The organism is Agrobacterium sp. CGMCC 11546 (genome assembly GCF_013365515.1).
GTDB classification, from domain to species: domain Bacteria; phylum Pseudomonadota; class Alphaproteobacteria; order Rhizobiales; family Rhizobiaceae; genus Agrobacterium; species Agrobacterium fabrum.
On the sequence record NZ_CP047389.1, the window covers coordinates 118,972 to 138,005 of the forward strand.

The following is a 19,034-nucleotide window of genomic DNA, read 5'->3' on the forward strand; positions in this document are numbered from 1 at the left end:
GCCACCGCGATCACGGATCAAAAGTGAGTACCGGCCGCGCCAGACCGAGAAGACCGGAAATCGGAACCGGACCAAAGTATCTGCTGTCATAAGAACTCGCAAAGGGTGAATGAAGAAACAGATGATGCGGCGGTACGAAACCGCCGGGATCGGGTTTGATTGCCCTGCCTTCGCCGTCCGTGCGCCACACAGACGACGCGGGAACCTGGCGACCATCGATGAGCACGTGATCGGTAATGTCGACACGCTGTCCGGGAAGTGCGGCGACCGATTTTATCAGCGGCGCAAATCCGCTAGGGCACAGCCCTCCACGCAGGTATCCGCGCCGCCTCGCCTCCTCGAAGAGGGCTGTCGCGGGCGGGCATAAAAACACAAGATCGCCGATAGAGACCGGACGTTGAAGCTCCTCGATACGCCAGAGGCCGAGCGGCTCGCTTGGGGTCAGGTTCAGCCGGTAGCCGCCCGTGAACCCAGTCGCCGCAAGCGTTGACGTGAAGACGACAGCGCCGGTCAAAAACACGAGAACCGATCCCTGCTTCATTGCTTCCGCACCGGCGTTTGGCGCTGGGTGAGACGCTGTTCCTCGGCTTGTCTTAGCGATTGGACGGTGCGCTCATGGGCGGAGAGCTGTTGCGCTGTCCGCATCACCGGCCAGGCTTGTTTGAGCTCCTCCTTCTGTTCCGGCTTCATGCCCTTGGAAAGCTCTTCGTACAGTTTTCCGGAGGGCTCATGGGCAGCGTTGCTCAACAACGTGCGCTCGCCGAAGCGTTCGGTGACGGCCTTGTTGAATTCGTCGATTTCGAGTTTGGTCTCCCGATTGCTGAGCGCATAGGCCATCGCGGATGGCAGATCGTTTCGGTCGATGGCATCGCGCACCCGCTCTAACACCACGTGCGCCGCCGGCGACAGCGCCGGAATGTCGATCGAAACCCGCTGACGCAGGGCCTGCTCGTCCGCTTGCAGCCTCTGCGTAACCATTTCGCGCATCCGCAGATATTGCTCGAGATCCCGCTTCAGGGCCGGAATATTGACCTCGGCGACACGACGCGCCTCGCGGGCCGACCTAGTGGCGAGAATGCCGGTCTTGCCCTTCAGCGGGCCGATCGAAGCCGGCTCCACCTCGATTTTCCGGAGAACCTGTTTCGCCATTTCCTTCTCTGCCAAAACCGCGTCGAAGTTCATCGCGCGGAATGCGGTTTCCGGATCGGCGAAGACGTAAGCGAAACGCGCCGAGACCTCCTCCCATTGCCGTTTCAGCGCGGGATCGGCGCCAAGCTTGTCACCGACCGTATCGGCAACAGAGCCAGCGAATGTCTTGGTGCCTGCGACCATGGGTGCGGCCTCCTTCATCGTGTGAGGGTTCGGGGATTGGGTGATGCCGAGGCGTGCGGCGAAGGCGGCAAGGCGCTGGCCGAGTTCGACAAGCTTTGCCTTCTCGCGCAATGTCCAGTCGAGCCGATCGCGTACCAGCGTGCGAGCGACCTGGACGATGTACAGGCCACGGTTCTCCGAGAAGCGCAACGCCTCGCGATAGAGCTGGCCGCGCTCGTAATCGAGCGTCGTCTCCTTGGCTTGTCTCCGGGAGAGAACCTTGGCCAGGCCGCCGTTGAAGGAGAAGGATCTGGTACCGTAGTAGAGCTGCAGATCCTCACGATGACGGGTCATCGCCACATAGGTCAGATGCCGATCCAGGGACAGGGAAGCGAGCACCTTGACCCTGTCGACGGTGGCACCCTGGCTCTTGTGAATCGTGGTGGCGTAGCCGTGATCGAGATTGTTGTAGAACCGCTGTTCGACCACGACATGCCGACGATGATCCCCCTCGCCGACCACGGCCACGATGCGGTTCGGTTGAGCCTCGGCGATATGGGCAATCATGCCATTCTTGACGCCGAGCGATCCTTCGTTCTTCAGGAAGACGATCTGGTCGCCGGCGTCGAACCGCCTGACACCATCGGCCGTCTTGAAGACGTGGCCCTCGCCGACAACGCCGCGTTCGATCAGCTTTTCGCGGGCCATGACATTGAGCATCCGGACGTCGCGGCGCAGATGGGCGAGGATCAGCGTCGTCTTGGTCTGATCGTAATCCCGGTTCCAATCGGCGATGAGATATTCGACAGCTTCGGATTTCAGACGCGAGCCGAGTACCCTGCCCTCGCGCTGATATGTGATGAGCGCCTTCTCGACATTGCCGCGTGCGAGATCGAGCGACGCCTTGCGCATCCAGTCCGCGCGCTGGCGATAGATGGTTTCGAGTTCGGCGTAACCAATGCGATCGACAATGGCGCGGAAAGCAGCGCCCGCCTCGATCGGCTGAAGCTGTTCGGGATCGCCAACCAGGACGATCTTCGCACCCGCCCTGACCACCGCATCGACAAACCCGGCCATCTGTTTCGAGGCGACCATGCCGGCCTCGTCCATGACGAAGATCGTCTTGTCGTCCAGAACGTCACGGCCACGGTTCCAACGCAGCTCCCAGGACGCAAGCGTCCGGCTCTCGATGCCGGCCTCCTTCTCCAGACCCTCAGCTGCCTTGCCCGCAAGTGCACCGCCAACGACCCGGTATCCAGCCAGTTCCCATGCCTCACGGGCGGCTTTCATCATCGTAGTCTTGCCGGCGCCCGCACGGCCGACGACCGCGGCAATCCGGGCAGGACCGGCGATTCGCTCGATAGCGGTTCTCTGCTCTTCCGACAGCTGCTCATGTCGCTGGAACGTCCCCTCCAGAATGGTCCCGGAGACAGCGCGTCCTTCGCGCTCCGACAGCCAGGTGGCCTGCCGTGCCATCGTCGCTTCCAGCCGGATCATCGCTTGGGTCGAGTAGCGAGCCGGCACCATCTCTCCGGTCGCAAAATCGATCGTGTCGCGCTGAAGCCGAAGCACCTCGGGGTTCAGCATGATGCGCAGCATCAGCTGTTGGAAGACGGCGGGATCGTCGACATAGCGATGCAGGACCTTTGCGACATCGCGTTCGTTGAAGACACTCTTCTCCCGCATGATCAGGTCAAGAACGATCGCGGGGTCCTTCAGGATCCGGCGGGCATTTTCCGCGCGTCGTGCGTCGTTCAGCTCGATCCTTTCGAGCTCCGGCCGCACACCCTGTTGCTCCGCCTTGCGCTCTATCGCCTTGGTGCCAACACCCAGATGGATGGTCGGCTCGAGATCGATACCCTGCTTCTCATAGGACCGGCCATCGATCTTGAGGTCGATGCCGCCCAACGCCAGATGATGGTTTTGCCGCTCGAACCAGCCGTCGCGCAAGACGTTGAAGTCCTCGGTCGATCCAGCCCAGAGTTCATAGAGGATCTTGCCAGATTTCGTACGGACCGGCTGGCCGTCATCGCCCATGACCGCGATCTTTTTCGACCCGAAGCCGTCCTCGGAGAGTGGCCGCAACGTGGTCATCAGATGAATATGCGGATTGCCGGGATTATCGTGGAACACCCAGTCGGCGACCATGCCTTTCGCAAGAATGTGTTTCTCGACGAAATCCCGCACCAAGGCGATGTTCTGGTCGGCGGACAGCTCCAGCGGTAGTGCAATGGTCAGATCGCGCGCCAGCTGCGCGTCGGCACGTTTCTCGAAAGCTTCGACCTTGTTCCAGAAGGCTTCAGAGGCACCGGAGACCGAGCGGTCGGCGATCAGCGAGCGGACCCATTTCGGGGCGTCGGCCGGGAGAGCAAACTCCTCGTGAAGGAGCCGCTGCTTGCGGGTGTAGTCGATGGTGCGGGCTTCACGCTCAAATTCCATCTTCGCGCAATGCCGGTAGGCCGCAGACAGCACCACGCTGCGGCCCGAGCCGCGGCTGACGATGCTGGCTGAGAAATGGGCGATGGCCACGACGGAGAGCTCCCAGTTAGAACCAAGTTCATCGGGAGCGGCGGGGAGCCGTCTGGCCACGCCGGGGCGAAAAAGCAACACGTCGCATCGCGACGTATAATTGCGCCCTTGGGAAGCCGCCCCTTCGGAACGGCGGGATCATTCACAAAAGCATCGCCCTTGGCGATCTGCAGATCTGCAGATGTCTTTTCCAGCGCATCCGGGAGAAGTTTGGCGTCGCAGCAGCAACGCCAAACTCTAAGGAGAGCATCCGGAATGAAGAAGCCATCGTCGAAGATCAGGGAAGAAATCGCCAGATTGCAGGACCAGCTGAGAGCGGCCGAAACACGCGAGGCCGAACGCATCGGGCGGATCGCGCTGAAGGCCGGCATTGGTGAGATCGAGATCGAGGAGGCCGAGCTTCAGGCGGCCTTCGAGGAAATCGTCGGGCAGTTTCGCGGAGGCAAAGGACCGACGACCGGAAAAGAGAATGGGCGCGTTGAAAAGCCAGATCGCGATGCGCGCCCGTCGCTCGCATCTGGCACGGATGCGAGCGGGCCTGGTGAGGCTTGATCGGATGGCGAAGGGGATGACAACAGAAGCGCGCAAAAAGGACACGCGCGAGAAGATCGAGCTCGGTGGCCTGATCGTAAAGGCCGGCTTGCGATACGAAAAACGGGCGCTGCTGCTCGGTCTTTTGATCGATGCGAGCAACCGGATCAAGGACAATGAGGCGGAGCGATTGCGCCTGACATCCATCGGTGCGGAGGCGTTTGGCGATGACGGTGAATAGGCTGCTTCTCGGGGTTCTTCCTGCAATCATCATGCTGGTCGTCATGTTCGGGACGACGGGTATGGAGCACCGGCTAGCGGCTCTGGGGACGAGCGCACAGGTTAAGCTTTTCCTCGGCCGTGCCGGTCTCGGTCTGCCCTATGTCGCTGGGGCCGCAATCGGCGTCATCTCGCTGTTCGCAGCGAATGGATCGGCCAATATCAAGACGGCCGCGTTGAGCGTGCTTGCCGGAAACTGCGCGGTGATCGTCATCGCAGTCGTGCGGGAAGCAATCCGCCTCGCCGGCATCGCCAGCAGCGTGCCAGTGGGACAATCGGTTCTCGGCTATGCCGATCCGGCGACCATGGTTGGCGCCAGCGCCGCATTCTTCAGCGCCGTGTTTGCCTTGCGCGTCGCCATCAAAGGCAATGCCGCGTTTGCTCAAGGAGGGCCAACGCGCGTCGGTGGCAAACGGGCAGTGCATGGTGATGCCAACTGGATGAGTTTGGCTAAGGCCGCGAAGCTTTTTCCCGATGCTGGCGGCATCGTCGTCGGTGAGCGATACCGGGTCGATCATGACCGTGTCGCGGCGACGGCGTTCCGCGCCGATGATCTACAGAGCTGGGGTGGCGGCGGTAAGTCGCCGCTGCTCTGCTTCGACGGCTCGTTCGGTTCTTCGCATGGCATCGTCTTCGCCGGCTCCGGTGGTTTCAAGACGACGTCCGTCACGATCCCGACCGCACTCAAATGGGGCGGCGGGCTCGTTGTGCTCGATCCGTCGAGCGAGGTCGCGCCAATGGTGGTCGATTACCGGCGAAAAGCTGGCCGCAAGGTCATCGTGCTCGATCCCGCCAACCCCGCGACCGGCTTTAATGCACTCGACTGGATCGGCCGCTTCGGCGGCACAAAGGAAGAGGACATTGTTGCGGTCGCGACATGGATCATGACCGACAATGCACGCTCGGCGTCTGCCCGCGACGATTTCTTCCGCGCATCGGCCATGCAGCTGCTGACCGCCCTGATCGCCGACGTCTGCCTGTCCGGGCATACGGGCGCAAAGGACCAGACGCTGCGCCGTGTCCGCGTCAATCTATCCGAGCCCGAACCGAAACTGCGAGAGCGGTTGACGCGGATTTACGAGCAGTCGGAATCCACCTTCGTCCGCGAGAACGTCGCGGTGTTTGTCAACATGACGCCGGAGACATTCAGCGGCGTTTACGCCAATGCAGTCAAGGAGACGCACTGGCTTTCCTATACGAACTATGCCGCCCTCGTGTCCGGCGACAGCTTCTCGACCGACGAGCTCGCGACCGGCGTCACGGACATTTTCATCGCCCTAGACCTCAAGGTCCTGGAGGCGCATCCGGGACTGGCACGTGTGGTCATCGGCTCCTTCCTCAATGCGATCTATAACCGCAACGGCGAGGTCGCAGGGAGAACCTTGTTCCTGCTCGATGAAGTGGCGCGCCTTGGCTATTTGCGCATCTTGGAAACCGCCCGCGACGCCGGGCGTAAATATGGCATCAGTCTGGCGCTGATCTTCCAGTCGATCGGGCAGATGCGCGAAGCCTATGGCGGTCGTGACGCCAGCTCGAAATGGTTCGAGTCTGCATCGTGGATTTCGTTCGCGGCGATTAACGATCCGGAGACCGCAGAGTACATATCCAAGCGCTGCGGCGACACCACGGTCGAGGTGGACCAGACGAACCGTTCTTCCGGAATGAAGGGATCGTCACGCTCACGGTCGAAGCAACTCACCCGCCGCCCACTGATCTTACCGCACGAGGTATTGCGCATGCGCGGTGATGAACAGATCGTCTTCACCGCGGGCAATCCGCCGCTCAGATGTGGACGCGCCATCTGGTTCAGACGTAAGGACATGAGCGCGTGCGTTGGAGGAAACCGGTTTCACAAACAAGCCACAGACGGTGTGAAGAGCTATAAGGCCGCTCCGAATACAGACAATGAAGAGACATGACAGTGAAACTTTTTACGGCAATTGCCAGCCTATCTCCTTTAGCCATTGGCGTCCTCGCATCTGTTGCCTCGGCGCAACCGAGCAGCGCGAGCGAAGCCTTCTCACTCTGCGGAAGCGGGCAACGGATCACCTGCGTGGTGGACGGTGATACATTCTGGTTTCGAGGTGAGAAGATCAGGATCGCCGACATCGACACGCCGGAGCTCAGCCCGCCGAGATGCGAGCGCGAACGCGAGCGCGGCCTTGCGGCGAAACAGCGTCTGCTCGTCATCCTCAATTCGGGTCCGCTCTCGTTCAAGGTTGGCGCCAGCGATGAAGACCGCTTCGGCCGGAAGCTCAGGATTGTCTACCGGGATCGGCGCTCGGTCGGAGATATTCTCGTCGCAGAAGGCTTAGCTCGTAAATGGGAAGGGTCTCGCCGGAGTTGGTGCGAATGAACCGGATGCCGACGGATCAACGTTGTGAATCGATAGTGCCCATCCGATTCAAAACTCTCATTGGACGGCAGAATCCGAATGCGCGATTCTGTGTTTATGATCACGCAGCCCTACCACCTCTATATCGAGCGTATCGCGCCTGAAAAGAACATGGCGCGGTTTTACGCACTTGCCGTTCAGCCAACACTGTTCGGCGAGGTGTCACTGGTGCGTGCCTGGGGCCGGATCGGAACCCGGGGCCAGCAGATGGTGCATCTGTTCGACAATGAGAGCCAGGCCGTCCGCCTGTTCCTCGATATCCTCGGCGAAAAGCGCAAACGGGGCTATCGGCCGAAACGACCTGTGGACATCCGCCGGATCTGATCTGCTTCCCGCGTTTTAGGTGACAATCCGATCATAAGCTGACACAGATTTCGCATTGTTCAATATACGAGGATTTTCCATGACCACTACCAATGAGATCGCCGACAAGATTGCAGCCGACAACGGCCTGACCAAGGTCCAGGCCAAGGGCATCATCGAAGCCGTGTTCCAGGCGATCGCCGATGCAGCCGGCTCCGACGCTGAAACTTCGATCCCAGGCTTCGGCAAATTTAAGGTGAAGGCATCGCCTGAGCGCGAGGGCCGCAATCCTGCGACCGGAGAGAAGATGACGGTTGCCGCTTCAAAGAAACTTACTTTCGCGCCTGCCAAGGCGCTCAAGGATGCACTGAACAAGTGATCCTTGAGGTGGAGAGCCCGGCCTTGGCAGGCGGGGCATCCAGTCTCAGTCCCGGTTCGACCGGGACCAGATGAGGAAGAGGCCTTCCTCGCCTTCGACCTCGATCAGTGTTGCGTAGATCGGGGCCGGGAAGCTCGGGTCGTCGAGCTTGACCGAGAGGTAGTCGCGGCCTTCGTTCGAGGTTTTCTTCCAGGCTGCGCCGAATTCGCAGGTACCCGCGAGGACGCGGTAATCTGGGCCTTTTTCCGAGGTGCGCTCGACGGCGCGAATGGTTGCCTTGACGTTGAGGTTGAGGGTCTTGATGGTGCCGGTAAAGCCGTTGCCGGAAGTGGTGAAAGAGCCGATGGTTGCCATTGTCGTATTCCTTTTCGGTTGTTCGGGCCGCGTCCATCGCGGTCTCGATGGCAGTCGATAGGACCGGGGACGATCGGCCCGCACCTGAAAGGCCGGAACGCCAGTGGAGGACGGCCAGGGAGAGGCTTTCTTGCCTCGCGAGGAATGGGCGCTTCAGCGCACAGGGGAAGAAAACGATCCGGCCGTTGCGGATGCCGATCGAGACGAGCATCGCGAGGCGGTCTTTGGTCAGACATGCCCCTTCGAGACCGCAGTGGACTTGGCCTATTGACGGACCAAGGGATAGTGCAATGGCATCATCTGGCGGTGACTGACAGGAATTGGCGCGTAGCCCCCAAAAACCCGACCGTATGGATTAAGCCAACGCCCATATGTCGGAGATTTCCGGAATGGACCGCCGCACGTCCTCGCATAGCTGATTGCGGAGCCACGTTTGGATGGCGTCCCGAAGCCCGCTGGACGATTGCCTTATTCCCAACCGAAGCCGAGCCAATTCACCGGCTAGACGACCAACGAGTGCGTCGTGCCGCTCGATGGCTTTGCCGATGAACCGCTCAGGTAAATCGTGAACGGCCGAGTCAGATGAGCAATCCGGCGACCGAGATGCGTGGATCGGAGAAATCCTCACCATTCAGCAGCGCGCCAAGAAGCAGCCCAACGGTGTGTCCGCCAAAGGAATGACCGGCCGCGCCAATACGCGAATGATCCATCCGGCCAGCGACGGTGGGTGCCTGCCGTTCCACCTCTGGCAATTGGTTTAGAATGGCCTTCATCTCCTCGACGCGGTTGCGCCAGAAGAACGGCGCGCCGGGGGCATCCGAAGGCAAGCCACCGACGCGCGAACTCGCATGCGTCGGCTGGATCACAGCAAAACCCCTTTCCGCCCAGAACTGGGCCAGCGGGGCGTAACCGTCTTTCGACGGAATGTAGTTGGATGGGCCGAACCCATGCGAGAGCAGCACGATGGGAAGGTTGTCGCCGGTGGCCGGTGCTGTCAGACGCAATTCCAGAGGTTGGCGGCCGGGCATGGGAAGGCGAATTGGGGAATAGGCCACGGTGAGCGTGGCCTCCGGCGTCGGAATATGGTCGGCGAGATCGATCAGGTTGTTCATGGTCAGGTATTCCTCGATTGGCGATGTCCAGATGGTCATTCAGGCCGTTGCATGGCCTGCCTCGTGGAACCAGGTTTGCGCATCGGCGCCGGCGGGAATTTTCATCGGCGCCTGCGGGTCAGTTACCGCACGCCAGACGGCGTCTGCCACCTCATCCGGCGTTGTGCACTTCGTGTTCGAGCGCAGCGTTGTCAGGTAGTCGTGGACGAATGCGCTATACGGCTCGGGGATATCCACTCCCATACGGGCGACGGCATTCTTTCCGAACCCGGTTGCCGGCGCAGAACCCGGGAGAACGAGTTTCGCACGCACTCCAAACAAAGCCGCCTCCAGAGCGATGCTCTCTGTGAAAGCGTTAAGTGCCGCCTTGCTGGCACTGTAGACGGAAAGTGCCGGTACCGGCTTAAGAGTGACGGTGGAGCTGACGTTGACAATAGCGCCCGAGCGACGCGTGCGCATTTGCGGAAGGACGGCTTTGGTCATTGCAATAGTGCCAAACACGTTCGTTTCAAACAGCTCGCGGATTTTAGACATTTCCGCGCCTTCGAGGGCATTGAGCATACCGACGCCGGCATTGTTGACCAGGGCGTCGATTGGCCCGGCCGCTTCGACCGCATTCGCGATGCTATCTGCATTGGTCACGTCCAGCGCGAGGATTTTGAGCCTTTCATTGGGGGGCAGCAGATCGGTCCGCGGGGTCCGCATGGTTGCGACCACGTCCCATCCTTCCGCCACAAATTTTTGCGCGATGGCGAGGCCGAAGCCGGATGAGCAACCGGTGATGAGGATGTTTGGCATGGTCTTGTCTCCTGACGATTAACTTGCCAGAAGATGGACGAAGCAGACCGGACTTGCTATATGCGTATGTCCAAGAACATTTAGCAGAAGTCCGAGATATGACCGATCCAGTTGCTGAAGTCGTTTCCCTGCTCAAACCGAGTCCTTCGATATCGAAGCTCGTGACCGGCGGCGGCCATTGGCTCGTCGAGCGTACGGAACTCGGCAGCCCGTTTTACTGCGCCGTCGTTGAAGGCAGTTGCCTGATGACGATCTCCGGCCGCCAGTCGATGGTGCTGAAGGCCGGAGACTTCGTGCTTGTTCCGAAGATCTTCTCATTCACGATGAGCAGCCTTGAGCCTCCGCCACGGGGCGCCCTTGCACAACGTCTGGAGACAAGCCCAGGTGTCTTCCGGCTTGGAGATCCCGACGCGCCCAGCGATATCAAGGCGATGGTTGGTCATTGTGCGTTCGGCACAGACGACAAAGCCCTCCTTGTATCGCTCCTTCCGGAGGTCATCCATGTCCATGGTGAAGCGCGGCTGATGACACTGGTCAACATGATCAACGATGAAACAAGGGCCGACCGTACCGCGCGTCAAATGGTGCTCCACAGGCTTCTGGAGGTGTTGTTGATCGAAGCTTTGCGATCCTCGGCAAGTGCAACGGCTCCACCCGGCCTGCTTCGCGGTATGGCCGATCCGCTTCTGGCACCGACCTTGCGCCGTATCCATGCGGACCCCGGTCACAGCATGACGGTTGAGACACTCGCGCGAGATGCCGCGATGTCGCGATCAACCTTTTTCGATCGTTTTCGAAAAGAGGTCGGTGTCGCGCCGATGGAATACGCGACCGGTTGGCGCATGGCGCTGGCAAAGGAGTTGCTTCGCGACGATGTCGCCCTGGCGGAGATCGCCCAACGCGTCGGCTATGGCTCGGCAAGCGCCTTCAGTGTCGCCTTCAGCCGGCATGTAGGAATGCCGCCTGGTGCATACTCACGCGGAATTGCTGCTGCGTGAGGATCCCCATCCGACAGCGGATAAGGCGCTGCTGATTAGCGGGTTGCCTTTCAAAAAATTCCAAACCGCCGCCGATGCATAGCTGCACTGCACAAAAAACAGGTGCGGCCTGATCAAAAATCATGCAATATGATTTTAGCTGAACAGCCGCTGCTTGGCGTCGGACTTCTTGTAATCCTGCATGAAGGCGATTTCCGACGCCGGCACACCCAAGCGAACGAGTTCGTCCCGGATCCAGCGATAGGCGGAAAAGCCACGGGTGGCTTCGACGGAGATAGTGCCGAGATCAGAGAAGATCAGCTGGCCAGCCCCCGGCCGGTCGAACGGCTTGCCGTCCTTGCGGCGAAACTCAACCGGGCCCGTTTCCTGCCAAATCCGATGGGCATTGACGACGAGCGCGTTCAGCTTGTTGGCAGTCTCATTGCCCATGGCTTGATCGACCAGGCGAAGATCGATGGCCGCATGGCGGCCGTCGGTGATGACCGAAAGCAGGATGTCGTCGCCGGGCTTGGCCGGGCCATCGCGCATCTCGATCGCCTTGATCCGGGCGTCCAACTGCTTCTGATAGGCTTTGAACGCGACCGTCGGTTCGGCCGTGACGATCTGGCGCTTGCCACCTGAGACATCGGGGACTTTCACATAGGTCCTGAGGTCGGCGGGCAGCACCACGTCGGCAAAGGATCGGAACATGGCGATCAGTTCTGGTACGTTGACGAACTGGCTGAAGCGCGTGACCGGTTTGTATTTGCCCGATGGCTGCAGTTCGAGTTCGGTCGAGGTGTCGCCGAAGGTCGAAGCCCAGGCATCAAAATCGTGCAGGCCGCGCTCGGATAGGGCCATCGGATCCATCATCCGCTGCACCGAGAACATCTCGCCGAGCGTGTTGGTGATCGGTGTGCCGGACGCCAGCACCAGCGCCCTGCCCGGGTTCTTCGTCTCGATGAAGCGGGACCTCACGAACAGGTCCCAGGCCCGCTGCGAGCCGTTCGGATCGACACCGCGCAGCGTCGACATGTTGGTGGCAAAGGACAGCTTGCGAAATTCCTGCGCCTCATCGACGATGATCTGGTCGATGCCGAGTTCAGAGATGGTCAGCAGATCGTCTTTTCGGGTCGCGAGGGATTCAAGCCGCTCCTTGTGCCCCTCCTTCATGCGTTCGATGCGCTTGCGCGATAGCCGATCCTGGGCGTCGACCTTGACCAGAAGCTCCTCGTAGAGCTCCAGTTCATCCTGGATCATCTGCGCTTCGAAGACCGATGGCACGGCGATGAACCGAAACGCAGAATGGGTGATAATGATGGCATCCCAGTTGGCCGTCGCCGCACGTGACAGGAACCGATGACGCTTGTCCCTGACGAAGTTGGTTTCGTCGGCGACCAGGATGCGGGCATTGGGGTAAACGGCGAGGAATTCACGGGCGGCCTGAGCGAGGCAATGGCCGGGCACGACCAGCATCGCCTTGTTGATCAGCCCGAGCCGGCGCTGCTCCATGATGGCGGCGGCCATGGTCATCGTTTTGCCGGCACCAACGGCATGAGCAAGGTACGTAGCGCCGGCCGAAATGATCCGCCAGATGCCGCGTTTCTGATGACCGTAAAGAAAAAGCGTACTGCAAGCGCCCGGAAGCCGGAGATGATCGCCGTTGAAGGATCGCGGGGCGATATTGTTGAACGTGTCGTTATAGACCCGCGCCAAGCGGTCGGCGCGATCCGGATCGGACCAGATCCAGGACTGGAAGGCGGCCTTGATTTTGGTAAGCTTTTCCTTGGCGGCTTCTGTCTCCACCGTGTCCAGCACCCGGCGCTCGGTCTCGCCATCGCGGACCGTGTCGAAGATCTGCGGTATGGACGAGTTGAGCGCATCCGACAGAAGCTGTCCGGCATGGCGGCGATGGGTTCCCCATTCGGTGGTGCCGGCTGCCGACCATTCCAGCTGTCGGGCATTGACCGTCCAGGTCGCCAGTTCGGGCAGATGGTGGATGGAAATCTCGGCGTCCATGGTCTCGTGCACGAAGGCGACGACATCGTCGGCCGTGATCCACGGGGCGCCGAGGCGGGCGGTGATGTCCGAGGGCCGGAGATCGGTCGGCTGGACGCGCTCCAGCGCTGTCACGTTTCGCGCGAAGACGGGATCCAGGTCCGCAGCCGCGCGGGCAACGGTAAGCTTCGATCTAACCGCGCCGGACAGATAGGCATCGGCCATTTGCCAAGAGCCATCGGACGGATCGTGGAAGATGGCCTCCCCCAGTTCGTTGATGACGTCAGCGACGTCGCGGTGCAGAAGTTCGGCGACATGCTCCGGATCGACATGGCCGCGTTCATTCAAAACCACGGCGAGCGCATCTGATGCCGAGGTGATCACAGGTGCCGGTGGCGGTGCGATGACGCGCTCAGTAAAGATCGGTCCGGGCTTTGCGGTGTTGGTCTCCAGATCATAGTCCTCGATCGAGGCCACCAGCCAGCAATCGGGATCGTCAAGGAAGGGCGCCAGATTGGGCCTGCGATGGACCTCTCTGACTTCACCGGTTTCCGGATCTTCCGATGCCGAGATGGAGGTAAAATTGATCGGCCCGAACTCCCGCACAAAACTAGACCAGGCGATCCGCAGCGAGACCTGCGCCTGTTGCCAGGGTTGGTCGCGCTCCTGAAGCTTGAGAATGAGCCGGACCGCATCGCGGATCGGGATCAGCTTTCGGATGATCAGCGCATGCTTGGCGAAGATGCCGTGGGTGCTGCGACCTTTCCTGACCTCGACCGGAACAGCGACGCCGTCCAACACCTGCATCAAAGTAGTGGCCTTGCCGATGAAATAGCTTCCCTCGCGCACCCTGGGATCGTCAGGCCGCTCGGCCATCGCATCCACCACTTCATCCTCAAGCTCGAAGTCGATTGTGGGTGCCTCACCGTCGTAGATGTTGGCAGGAAGCCGTTCGATGGCAGCGTCTAAAATCGTTTCAAGATCGTCAGATGTCGGCTGGCAGCTATAGGTCTCGCCGAATGGACCTGACGTAACCGCATGGTATCCCAGCACCATGTCGGGATGATCGACGAACCACCTGTTGATACGGACGCGACCGCCCTCGTCTGCCACGTCGATATCTGCAAGATCGAGCCAGGTATTGTCTCCGGCCTGCTCATCGGCCCGGCGCTTTCGAAAGAACAGAATATCGACGACCACATCCGTGCCGGCATCCGCGCGAAAGCTGCCCTCGGGCAGACGCATGGCGCCAACGAGATCGGCCATGCCGCCGATGTGTTCTCGGGCGCGAGCGTCGGCCTTGTCCATGGTGCCAGACGAGGTGACGAAGGCGGCAAGCCCGCCCGGCTTCAGCCGGTCGATGGCCTTGGCGATGAAATAGTCATGCAGCCGGAAACCGAGGGAGCGAAAGGCCGGGTCGCTGCGCACCGCCCGGTCAGAAAACGGCGGGTTGCCGATCGCCAGATCGAAATGATCCGCCAACTGCGTCCGCGCGAAATCGCCATTGAGTATTCTTGCCCGCGGTTGCAGCAGCCGGACGATCCGGGCGGTGACCGGATCGAGCTCGACACCGGTAACGTGGCTGACCTTCGAGAGCGTCTCCGGCATCAGTGCCGGAAACATGCCCGTCCCGATACCCGGCTCCAGGATCCGGCCACCCTTGAACCCCATGCGGATCAAGCTCTCCCAGATGGCGTGGACGATGAACTCGGGCGTGAAGTGGGCGTATTGCGTGCAGCGCGCCAGAGACGCGTATTCCCCTGCCGCGACGGCGCTTTCAAGATTGCCGCCGAGCTCTTCCCAACCTTTGCAAAATGCCTCGTCGCCGGGACGCCGGAATATGCCGTTGGCCAGGTCCGACGCGCCGAAGCCGGTGAACTTGATCAATCTGGCCTGCTGGTCAGGACGAGCCGGCAGGCCCTGGCGCTCGATCTCGTTCGCCAGCAGGATGGCGGCGATATTGTCTCGTGCCCGATCGCGCCAGGATTTTGCGAGACCGCGAGAACCCTCCAGCCGAAAATCAACCTTCGTCCGCATCTGCGCTTTGGGCTTCGGTTCCTTGTGGACAGGAGCGGCTGGCGCCGGCGTCGATGGCGGCGGGTCGATATCGGCCCCGAACTTTGCTGCGAAACCCGGCACACCGAGATCGAAGCCGGATGAGAAAGCTGTATTGCCGAAGAGGTCGATGGTGAAAGGATCGTCATGCGCCATTGGAAAACTCCTGTGAGTGGGCGCGCCGAGGCACACTCGCCGTAGGGTGCGGCTGTGCCAGGATGCGGATGGTGGAGGTTTGGAAGTGAAGGATGCCGTCAGGCAGCGATGGTTTCGGGCAGGAGGCGGAACTGCACCGGCAGCTTGGCGGCGATCTCCTCGTCGGTCAGATCGTCGAGGAGCTTCCAGATCTTCCCCTGAGCCGAGGGATAGACGAGCACGATCTGGCGATTGCGCAAGTCGGCCGGAAAGCGGGCGTCGGCATAACCACGAAAATCCGGACCGGTCGCGCTCCAGATATGATCGAGCTTTTCCTGTCGGTTCATCGCACGCACCGGACGGGATCCGCGGGCGATGATCTCGGACCGCATCCGGTCGGGCGACTGGCGATCGCCCAGGTCGCAATAGCCATGAAACCATCGGGACCGATCATCGATCGTCAGCGCAAAGAACACGCTGGTTACGCTGGCGGCCAGAAACTCCCGCATGGCGAACATGTCGCCGCGGTAAAACAGCGGCGGCAGAATTTCGAACATGTGGTCGTGATCGGCTTCGGATATCTCAAACCACTCGCCGACATATCGCGTGCCGTTCATCCTTTCATCGTTGAACGGCGACTGGCTATGGCGATTGAACAGGGCGTACATTTCGTGGCGGCTGGCGACGCCTTCAAATACCTTACGGATTGCTGGGGAAACGAACATCTGCGGCTCCTTTAAGGGTTGCGACTGAAGCGAAGCCTGATCGACCTCTCCTTTCAGTCCTTTGATTACCCCTCCTCAGCCGGCGCCTCGCGGGCAGCGGGTCAAGGGCCGCCGTCAGGCGGGCGGCAGCTTCACCATTGATGCGCTGTCCGCGTATGCGGCAGCTCTCCTCTCTTCCTCCTCTCCTTCAAATCCTCATTCCAGTCTTCACATCGCGGCTTCAGCCGCCAGAAATCGCAACCGGCACTATCCGCCATCTGACGCAGACGATCGGCAAAAACTTCTCCCTGCACATTGTTGTCGGTTGCCGCCACAAGCCACGTACCCTCCCCGAAGGCCAAGGTCTCCAATGCCTGAGCGGTCAGTGGCGACCAGCCGCCGCCGGTGCTGACATAGAGCGTGTCCGGTCTTGTCTGCTCGATCGCGGCCAGGCTGAGCGCATCGATGGCAGCCTCCGTCACACAAATTCGACGAGCATTGTCCTTACCGAACCGGAACAGCGATTTGGCGCCACCGGTGGAAAACCCGCGCCAGTCCGGACCGCGTTCCTCCCAGCCGATGACGGCACCAGCCGTATCGACATGGCTGGCCCACATCGAGCCATATGGGCCTTCCCGAAGAACGTCTGCCTCGATCGCCGCAGAGATGACCTGCCATGGCAGCGCCCGGCATTGCTGGAGATAGGTCCAGGTCGCGGACGCGCGCCAAGGGCGTTTTCGGTGGTGCCATCGGTCAGCAACCGAAGCCATTGGTTGCGTTTGATGAAGAGGCTTCTCCCAGGTCGGCATGGTGGGCTGAAACGCGATGAGATCGCCGACCACCGCCAAGGCCTTGGTAAAGCCGATCCCATGGAGATAACTTGCGAGCGCGAAAACGTCGCCCTTGGCTTCGGATCGGGCGTCGAACCATCCCCTGTCATCGTGGATCACAATGACGATGTCGTCGTCGCGCCGGAATTTGACCGCTCGGCGCGTGCTCTCTTTTCGGTCTATCGCGAAGCCTTCATACTCAAGGACGGCTGCGCAGCCCACCCGGGTACGCAGCTCTTCGATGTCCTTCTTTTCCATATCACTTCCTCTAGCTTTCCTGACTTTTCGGACTGGCAGCGCCCAGGCCGCGAAGATGGAAGCGCGCAAGGGCGCGGTTCGCAACGTGCAGATCTGCCGGACAAGGTCGCGGCGAAGCCTCCCTTGCGCGCGCATCAGCGCAAGCGGCACGCCTCCCTCCGAAGGGGAGATCGGCTCAATGAGCCGATCCGTAGGCAAATGGGTCATATTCGTTGATGATGGCGTCTTCGTCGCCGTCATACTCGGCGGAAGGCATGACGCCGATCTGTCCATCGATTTCAAAGAGGGTGACCGGGACCATCAGCGTCCGGGCAAGATCGAATGCGTGGTTTTGTGCGAGGCTGAGATCCGACATGTGAGGCTCCATCCGTTGGCGGGGCCGATCCCCGCTCGATGGCGCCCGTTCGAGCCAGTCACGACCGCGGTCACTTCGGAGGCGCAGCCGCAGAGGTCGCAGCTCGCTAGCGAACCCTTATGGGTTGACCGTCAAGGACGGGACTGGATTAGGGATGCCAGACAAGAGAGCGGGATTGGAAACGCCGATGGGTGGAGAGGATTTCTGTTCGATCTCGTCGCACGACCTCACCGGGCTAGCCGACTGCGATTTCCTAAATGAAGGGAAGATTGGTCCGAGAATCCCCGTGTCTCTCGAGGGGTGGCCCTTTAGGGCGATGTCGACGTCATGGGGCGGAAAGAGCGGTGCGGCCCAGGAGGGACTCACTGCCAGAGACGTGAGCAACCGCCGGACGAGCGATCGTTGCCGAGATCGGCGGAGACGGCCCAGGCCGGCTCCGTGCCCTTCGCATAGAGCGCGGCGGACCGGTACGGGCGGCGGCCCTTCTCGGATTCACTACCCGCGGAGGGCTGCGTCACTCAGTTGAAGATTTCCCGAGGCATGCCCATTTCAGTTGAATTTACCGCGAAATCGGGCGTTTCAGCGCGTGAGTGACCGTCAATATCGGTTGACTAAAGGGCCATCCAACTCTATGTTGAGAGCTAACAACTAACCCAGCATCCTGAGAGACATGCGCTCCGGGCGGTTGGGGGAAAAAGCCGGCGTAAGCCGGTTTTTTTATGTCTTGGGAGCAAGGAGTGCCAGCGTTACGAACAAGAGTCTACATCGATGGCTACAATCTCTATTATGGTTGCCTTCGCAAGACCGCCTTCAAATGGCTCGACGTCCTGACCTTGTTTGAAACGCAAATTCTGCCGTCGATCCTCTACCGGCCGGTGCCAGACGCCGCGCCGGCAACGATGACACTCCATCCGGACTGCGCGATCAAGTATTTCACCGCAAAGATCATCGAAAGCGCGGCCAAAGGTGAAGATTCCGTATCGTCGCAGGCCCAATATCACAACGCCTTGACCACGCATTGCGGTGGTCGGCTGTCTTTCGTGATGGGCAATTATTCACTCTATAAGGCCAACCAGCATATTGTTCCAGCCGACGATCCAAAGCGCTGGCCACGCGATTGCGACAAGATCCAGGTCTGGAAGCTCGAGGAGAAGCAATCGGATGTGAATCTGGCGCTTCATCTCTACGACGACGCCTTGAGCGGCGACGTCGATCAGGTGGTCCTCGTCACTAACGATACCGACCTCACCCCGGCGTTGGAGATATTGCAGGCGCGTTGCCCACACATCATTCGCGGCTTGGTGATCCCGACGCGCAAAGTCGGCGCGACCGGAGATATCGAGCGCGAGGCGAACGTGTCGTTAGCGAAGCTTGCCCATTGGGTCAGGCGGCATATCTCCGATGACGAGTTGCGGGCGTCACAATTGCCGGATGTCGTCCCCGGCCGTCGGCGCGCCAGCATCAAACCGCACTCATGGTATGCGAAACCGCATCATCTCGCGAGGATGCTGGAGATGGCCCGTCCGGTGCTACGTACTGAAGGCGAAGTCCTGAAATGGGCGCGTAGAGACAGCACACATCTCGGCGGCCGTCGCCCGATCGATCTGATCGAGACGGATGCCGGAGCGGTCGCAGTTTTTGATTACATTGAGGCCTATATACACGAGCAACTCGACAAGGCTGGCGAGCAGGATGATTTCTCCTCGAAATCCTGATCCCACGGGCGGGATC

The 19,034-nt window shown here is 60.6% G+C and carries 15 protein-coding genes and 2 pseudogenes; 8 read left to right on the forward strand and 9 right to left on the reverse strand.

Features of this window, described 5'->3' with window-relative positions; genetic code table 11:
- Positions 1–10: 10 nt before the first annotated feature.
- Together traF and traA are read right to left on the reverse strand one after the other, a co-directional pair.
- A complete protein-coding gene (gene traF, locus GSF67_RS23900) occupies positions 11–541 on the reverse strand; it encodes a conjugative transfer signal peptidase TraF (RefSeq protein ID WP_006315303.1) in 531 nt (176 codons plus the stop codon).
- Positions 538–3,840 (reverse strand): Ti-type conjugative transfer relaxase TraA, encoded by a 3,303-nt coding sequence (gene traA, locus GSF67_RS23905; protein ID WP_006315302.1) that lies wholly within the window; start codon positions 3,838–3,840, stop codon positions 538–540. Before traA ends, traF begins: the two co-directional genes overlap by 4 nt.
- A 255-nt stretch (positions 3,841–4,095) precedes the next feature.
- Between traA and traC the strand changes: the two genes are divergently transcribed.
- The 6 genes from traC to GSF67_RS23935 all read left to right on the forward strand — a co-directional run bounded on the left by traC (position 4,096) and on the right by GSF67_RS23935 (position 7,727).
- Positions 4,096–4,392, forward strand: a complete 297-nt coding sequence (gene traC / locus GSF67_RS23910; protein WP_006315301.1) for a conjugal transfer protein TraC — start codon at positions 4,096–4,098, stop codon at positions 4,390–4,392.
- Between the two features lie 4 nt (positions 4,393–4,396).
- The gene (traD, locus tag GSF67_RS23915; RefSeq protein ID WP_006315300.1) at positions 4,397–4,612 is read left to right on the forward strand and encodes a type IV conjugative transfer system coupling protein TraD; all 216 of its coding nucleotides are present in this window, start codon (positions 4,397–4,399) and stop codon (positions 4,610–4,612) included.
- Complete coding sequence (gene traG / locus GSF67_RS23920) at positions 4,599–6,569, forward strand: Ti-type conjugative transfer system protein TraG (RefSeq protein ID WP_006315299.1); 1,971 nt, start codon at positions 4,599–4,601, stop codon at positions 6,567–6,569. The genes traD and traG overlap by 14 nt, the downstream gene beginning before the upstream one ends.
- Positions 6,566–7,006 carry a thermonuclease family protein gene (locus tag GSF67_RS23925; RefSeq protein ID WP_006315298.1) on the forward strand — a complete coding sequence of 147 codons (441 nt, stop codon included), beginning with the start codon at positions 6,566–6,568 and terminating at the stop codon, positions 7,004–7,006. Before traG ends, GSF67_RS23925 begins: the two co-directional genes overlap by 4 nt.
- A 78-nt stretch (positions 7,007–7,084) precedes the next feature.
- The gene (locus GSF67_RS23930; protein ID WP_006315297.1) at positions 7,085–7,369 is read left to right on the forward strand and encodes a WGR domain-containing protein; all 285 of its coding nucleotides are present in this window, start codon (positions 7,085–7,087) and stop codon (positions 7,367–7,369) included.
- 79 nt (positions 7,370–7,448) lie between these two features.
- The gene (locus GSF67_RS23935) at positions 7,449–7,727 is read left to right on the forward strand and encodes an HU family DNA-binding protein (protein WP_006315296.1); all 279 of its coding nucleotides are present in this window, start codon (positions 7,449–7,451) and stop codon (positions 7,725–7,727) included.
- Positions 7,728–7,772: 45 nt separating this feature from the next.
- Here the strand turns inward: GSF67_RS23935 and GSF67_RS23940 are convergent, their stop codons facing one another.
- The 3 genes and pseudogenes from GSF67_RS23940 to GSF67_RS23950 form a co-directional block, all read right to left on the reverse strand.
- Positions 7,773–8,081 (reverse strand): DUF736 domain-containing protein, encoded by a 309-nt coding sequence (locus GSF67_RS23940; protein WP_006315295.1) that lies wholly within the window; start codon positions 8,079–8,081, stop codon positions 7,773–7,775.
- A 581-nt stretch (positions 8,082–8,662) separates the two neighbouring features.
- Positions 8,663–9,193: pseudogene (locus GSF67_RS23945) on the reverse strand (alpha/beta hydrolase family protein); the annotation flags it as partial.
- A 39-nt stretch (positions 9,194–9,232) separates the two neighbouring features.
- Positions 9,233–9,991, reverse strand: a complete 759-nt coding sequence (locus GSF67_RS23950) for an SDR family oxidoreductase (protein WP_006315291.1) — start codon at positions 9,989–9,991, stop codon at positions 9,233–9,235.
- Positions 9,992–10,089: 98 nt separating this feature from the next.
- Between GSF67_RS23950 and GSF67_RS23955 the strand changes: the two genes are divergently transcribed.
- The gene (locus tag GSF67_RS23955; protein ID WP_006315290.1) at positions 10,090–10,989 is read left to right on the forward strand and encodes an AraC family transcriptional regulator; all 900 of its coding nucleotides are present in this window, start codon (positions 10,090–10,092) and stop codon (positions 10,987–10,989) included.
- A 141-nt stretch (positions 10,990–11,130) separates the two neighbouring features.
- Here the strand turns inward: GSF67_RS23955 and GSF67_RS23960 are convergent.
- The 4 genes and pseudogenes from GSF67_RS23960 to GSF67_RS23975 all read right to left on the reverse strand — a co-directional run.
- Positions 11,131–15,177 (reverse strand): annotated as a pseudogene (locus GSF67_RS23960) (DEAD/DEAH box helicase family protein); the annotation flags it as partial.
- 98 nt (positions 15,178–15,275) lie between these two features.
- Positions 15,276–15,881, reverse strand: a complete 606-nt coding sequence (locus tag GSF67_RS23965; protein WP_006316600.1) for a DUF1419 domain-containing protein — start codon at positions 15,879–15,881, stop codon at positions 15,276–15,278.
- Between the two features lie 131 nt (positions 15,882–16,012).
- Positions 16,013–16,948 (reverse strand): DUF3991 and toprim domain-containing protein, encoded by a 936-nt coding sequence (locus GSF67_RS23970; RefSeq protein ID WP_035216896.1) that lies wholly within the window; start codon positions 16,946–16,948, stop codon positions 16,013–16,015.
- Between the two features lie 175 nt (positions 16,949–17,123).
- Positions 17,124–17,303 carry a hypothetical protein gene (locus GSF67_RS23975; RefSeq protein ID WP_128822102.1) on the reverse strand — a complete coding sequence of 60 codons (180 nt, stop codon included), beginning with the start codon at positions 17,301–17,303 and terminating at the stop codon, positions 17,124–17,126.
- A 737-nt stretch (positions 17,304–18,040) separates the two neighbouring features.
- On the opposite strand from GSF67_RS23975, the gene GSF67_RS23980 reads away from it, so the two are divergent.
- On the forward strand, positions 18,041–19,018 hold the full coding sequence (locus GSF67_RS23980) for an antitoxin Xre/MbcA/ParS toxin-binding domain-containing protein (RefSeq protein WP_006316074.1): 978 nt from the start codon (positions 18,041–18,043) through the stop codon (positions 19,016–19,018).
- The last annotated feature ends 16 nt before the right edge of the window (positions 19,019–19,034 follow it).

Excerpts from the sequence above, each read along its gene's own strand:
- GSF67_RS23955 (WP_006315290.1), top strand. The coding sequence starts at position 10,090 with ATGACCGATCCAGTTGCTGAAGTCGTTTCCCTGCTCAAACCGAGTCCT.
- traC (WP_006315301.1), top strand. The coding sequence starts at position 4,096 with ATGAAGAAGCCATCGTCGAAGATCAGGGAAGAAATCGCCAGATTGCAG.
- traG (WP_006315299.1), top strand. The coding sequence starts at position 4,599 with ATGACGGTGAATAGGCTGCTTCTCGGGGTTCTTCCTGCAATCATCATG.
- GSF67_RS23935 (WP_006315296.1), top strand. The coding sequence starts at position 7,449 with ATGACCACTACCAATGAGATCGCCGACAAGATTGCAGCCGACAACGGC.
- GSF67_RS23965 (WP_006316600.1), bottom strand. The coding sequence starts at position 15,881 with ATGTTCGTTTCCCCAGCAATCCGTAAGGTATTTGAAGGCGTCGCCAGC.
- GSF67_RS23930 (WP_006315297.1), top strand. The coding sequence starts at position 7,085 with ATGCGCGATTCTGTGTTTATGATCACGCAGCCCTACCACCTCTATATC.
- GSF67_RS23970 (WP_035216896.1), bottom strand. The coding sequence starts at position 16,948 with ATGGAAAAGAAGGACATCGAAGAGCTGCGTACCCGGGTGGGCTGCGCA.
- GSF67_RS23925 (WP_006315298.1), top strand. The coding sequence starts at position 6,566 with ATGACAGTGAAACTTTTTACGGCAATTGCCAGCCTATCTCCTTTAGCC.
- traD (WP_006315300.1), top strand. The coding sequence starts at position 4,397 with ATGGCGAAGGGGATGACAACAGAAGCGCGCAAAAAGGACACGCGCGAG.
- traF (WP_006315303.1), bottom strand. The coding sequence starts at position 541 with ATGAAGCAGGGATCGGTTCTCGTGTTTTTGACCGGCGCTGTCGTCTTC.
- GSF67_RS23950 (WP_006315291.1), bottom strand. The coding sequence starts at position 9,991 with ATGCCAAACATCCTCATCACCGGTTGCTCATCCGGCTTCGGCCTCGCC.
- GSF67_RS23940 (WP_006315295.1), bottom strand. The coding sequence starts at position 8,081 with ATGGCAACCATCGGCTCTTTCACCACTTCCGGCAACGGCTTTACCGGC.
- GSF67_RS23975 (WP_128822102.1), bottom strand. The coding sequence starts at position 17,303 with ATGTCGGATCTCAGCCTCGCACAAAACCACGCATTCGATCTTGCCCGG.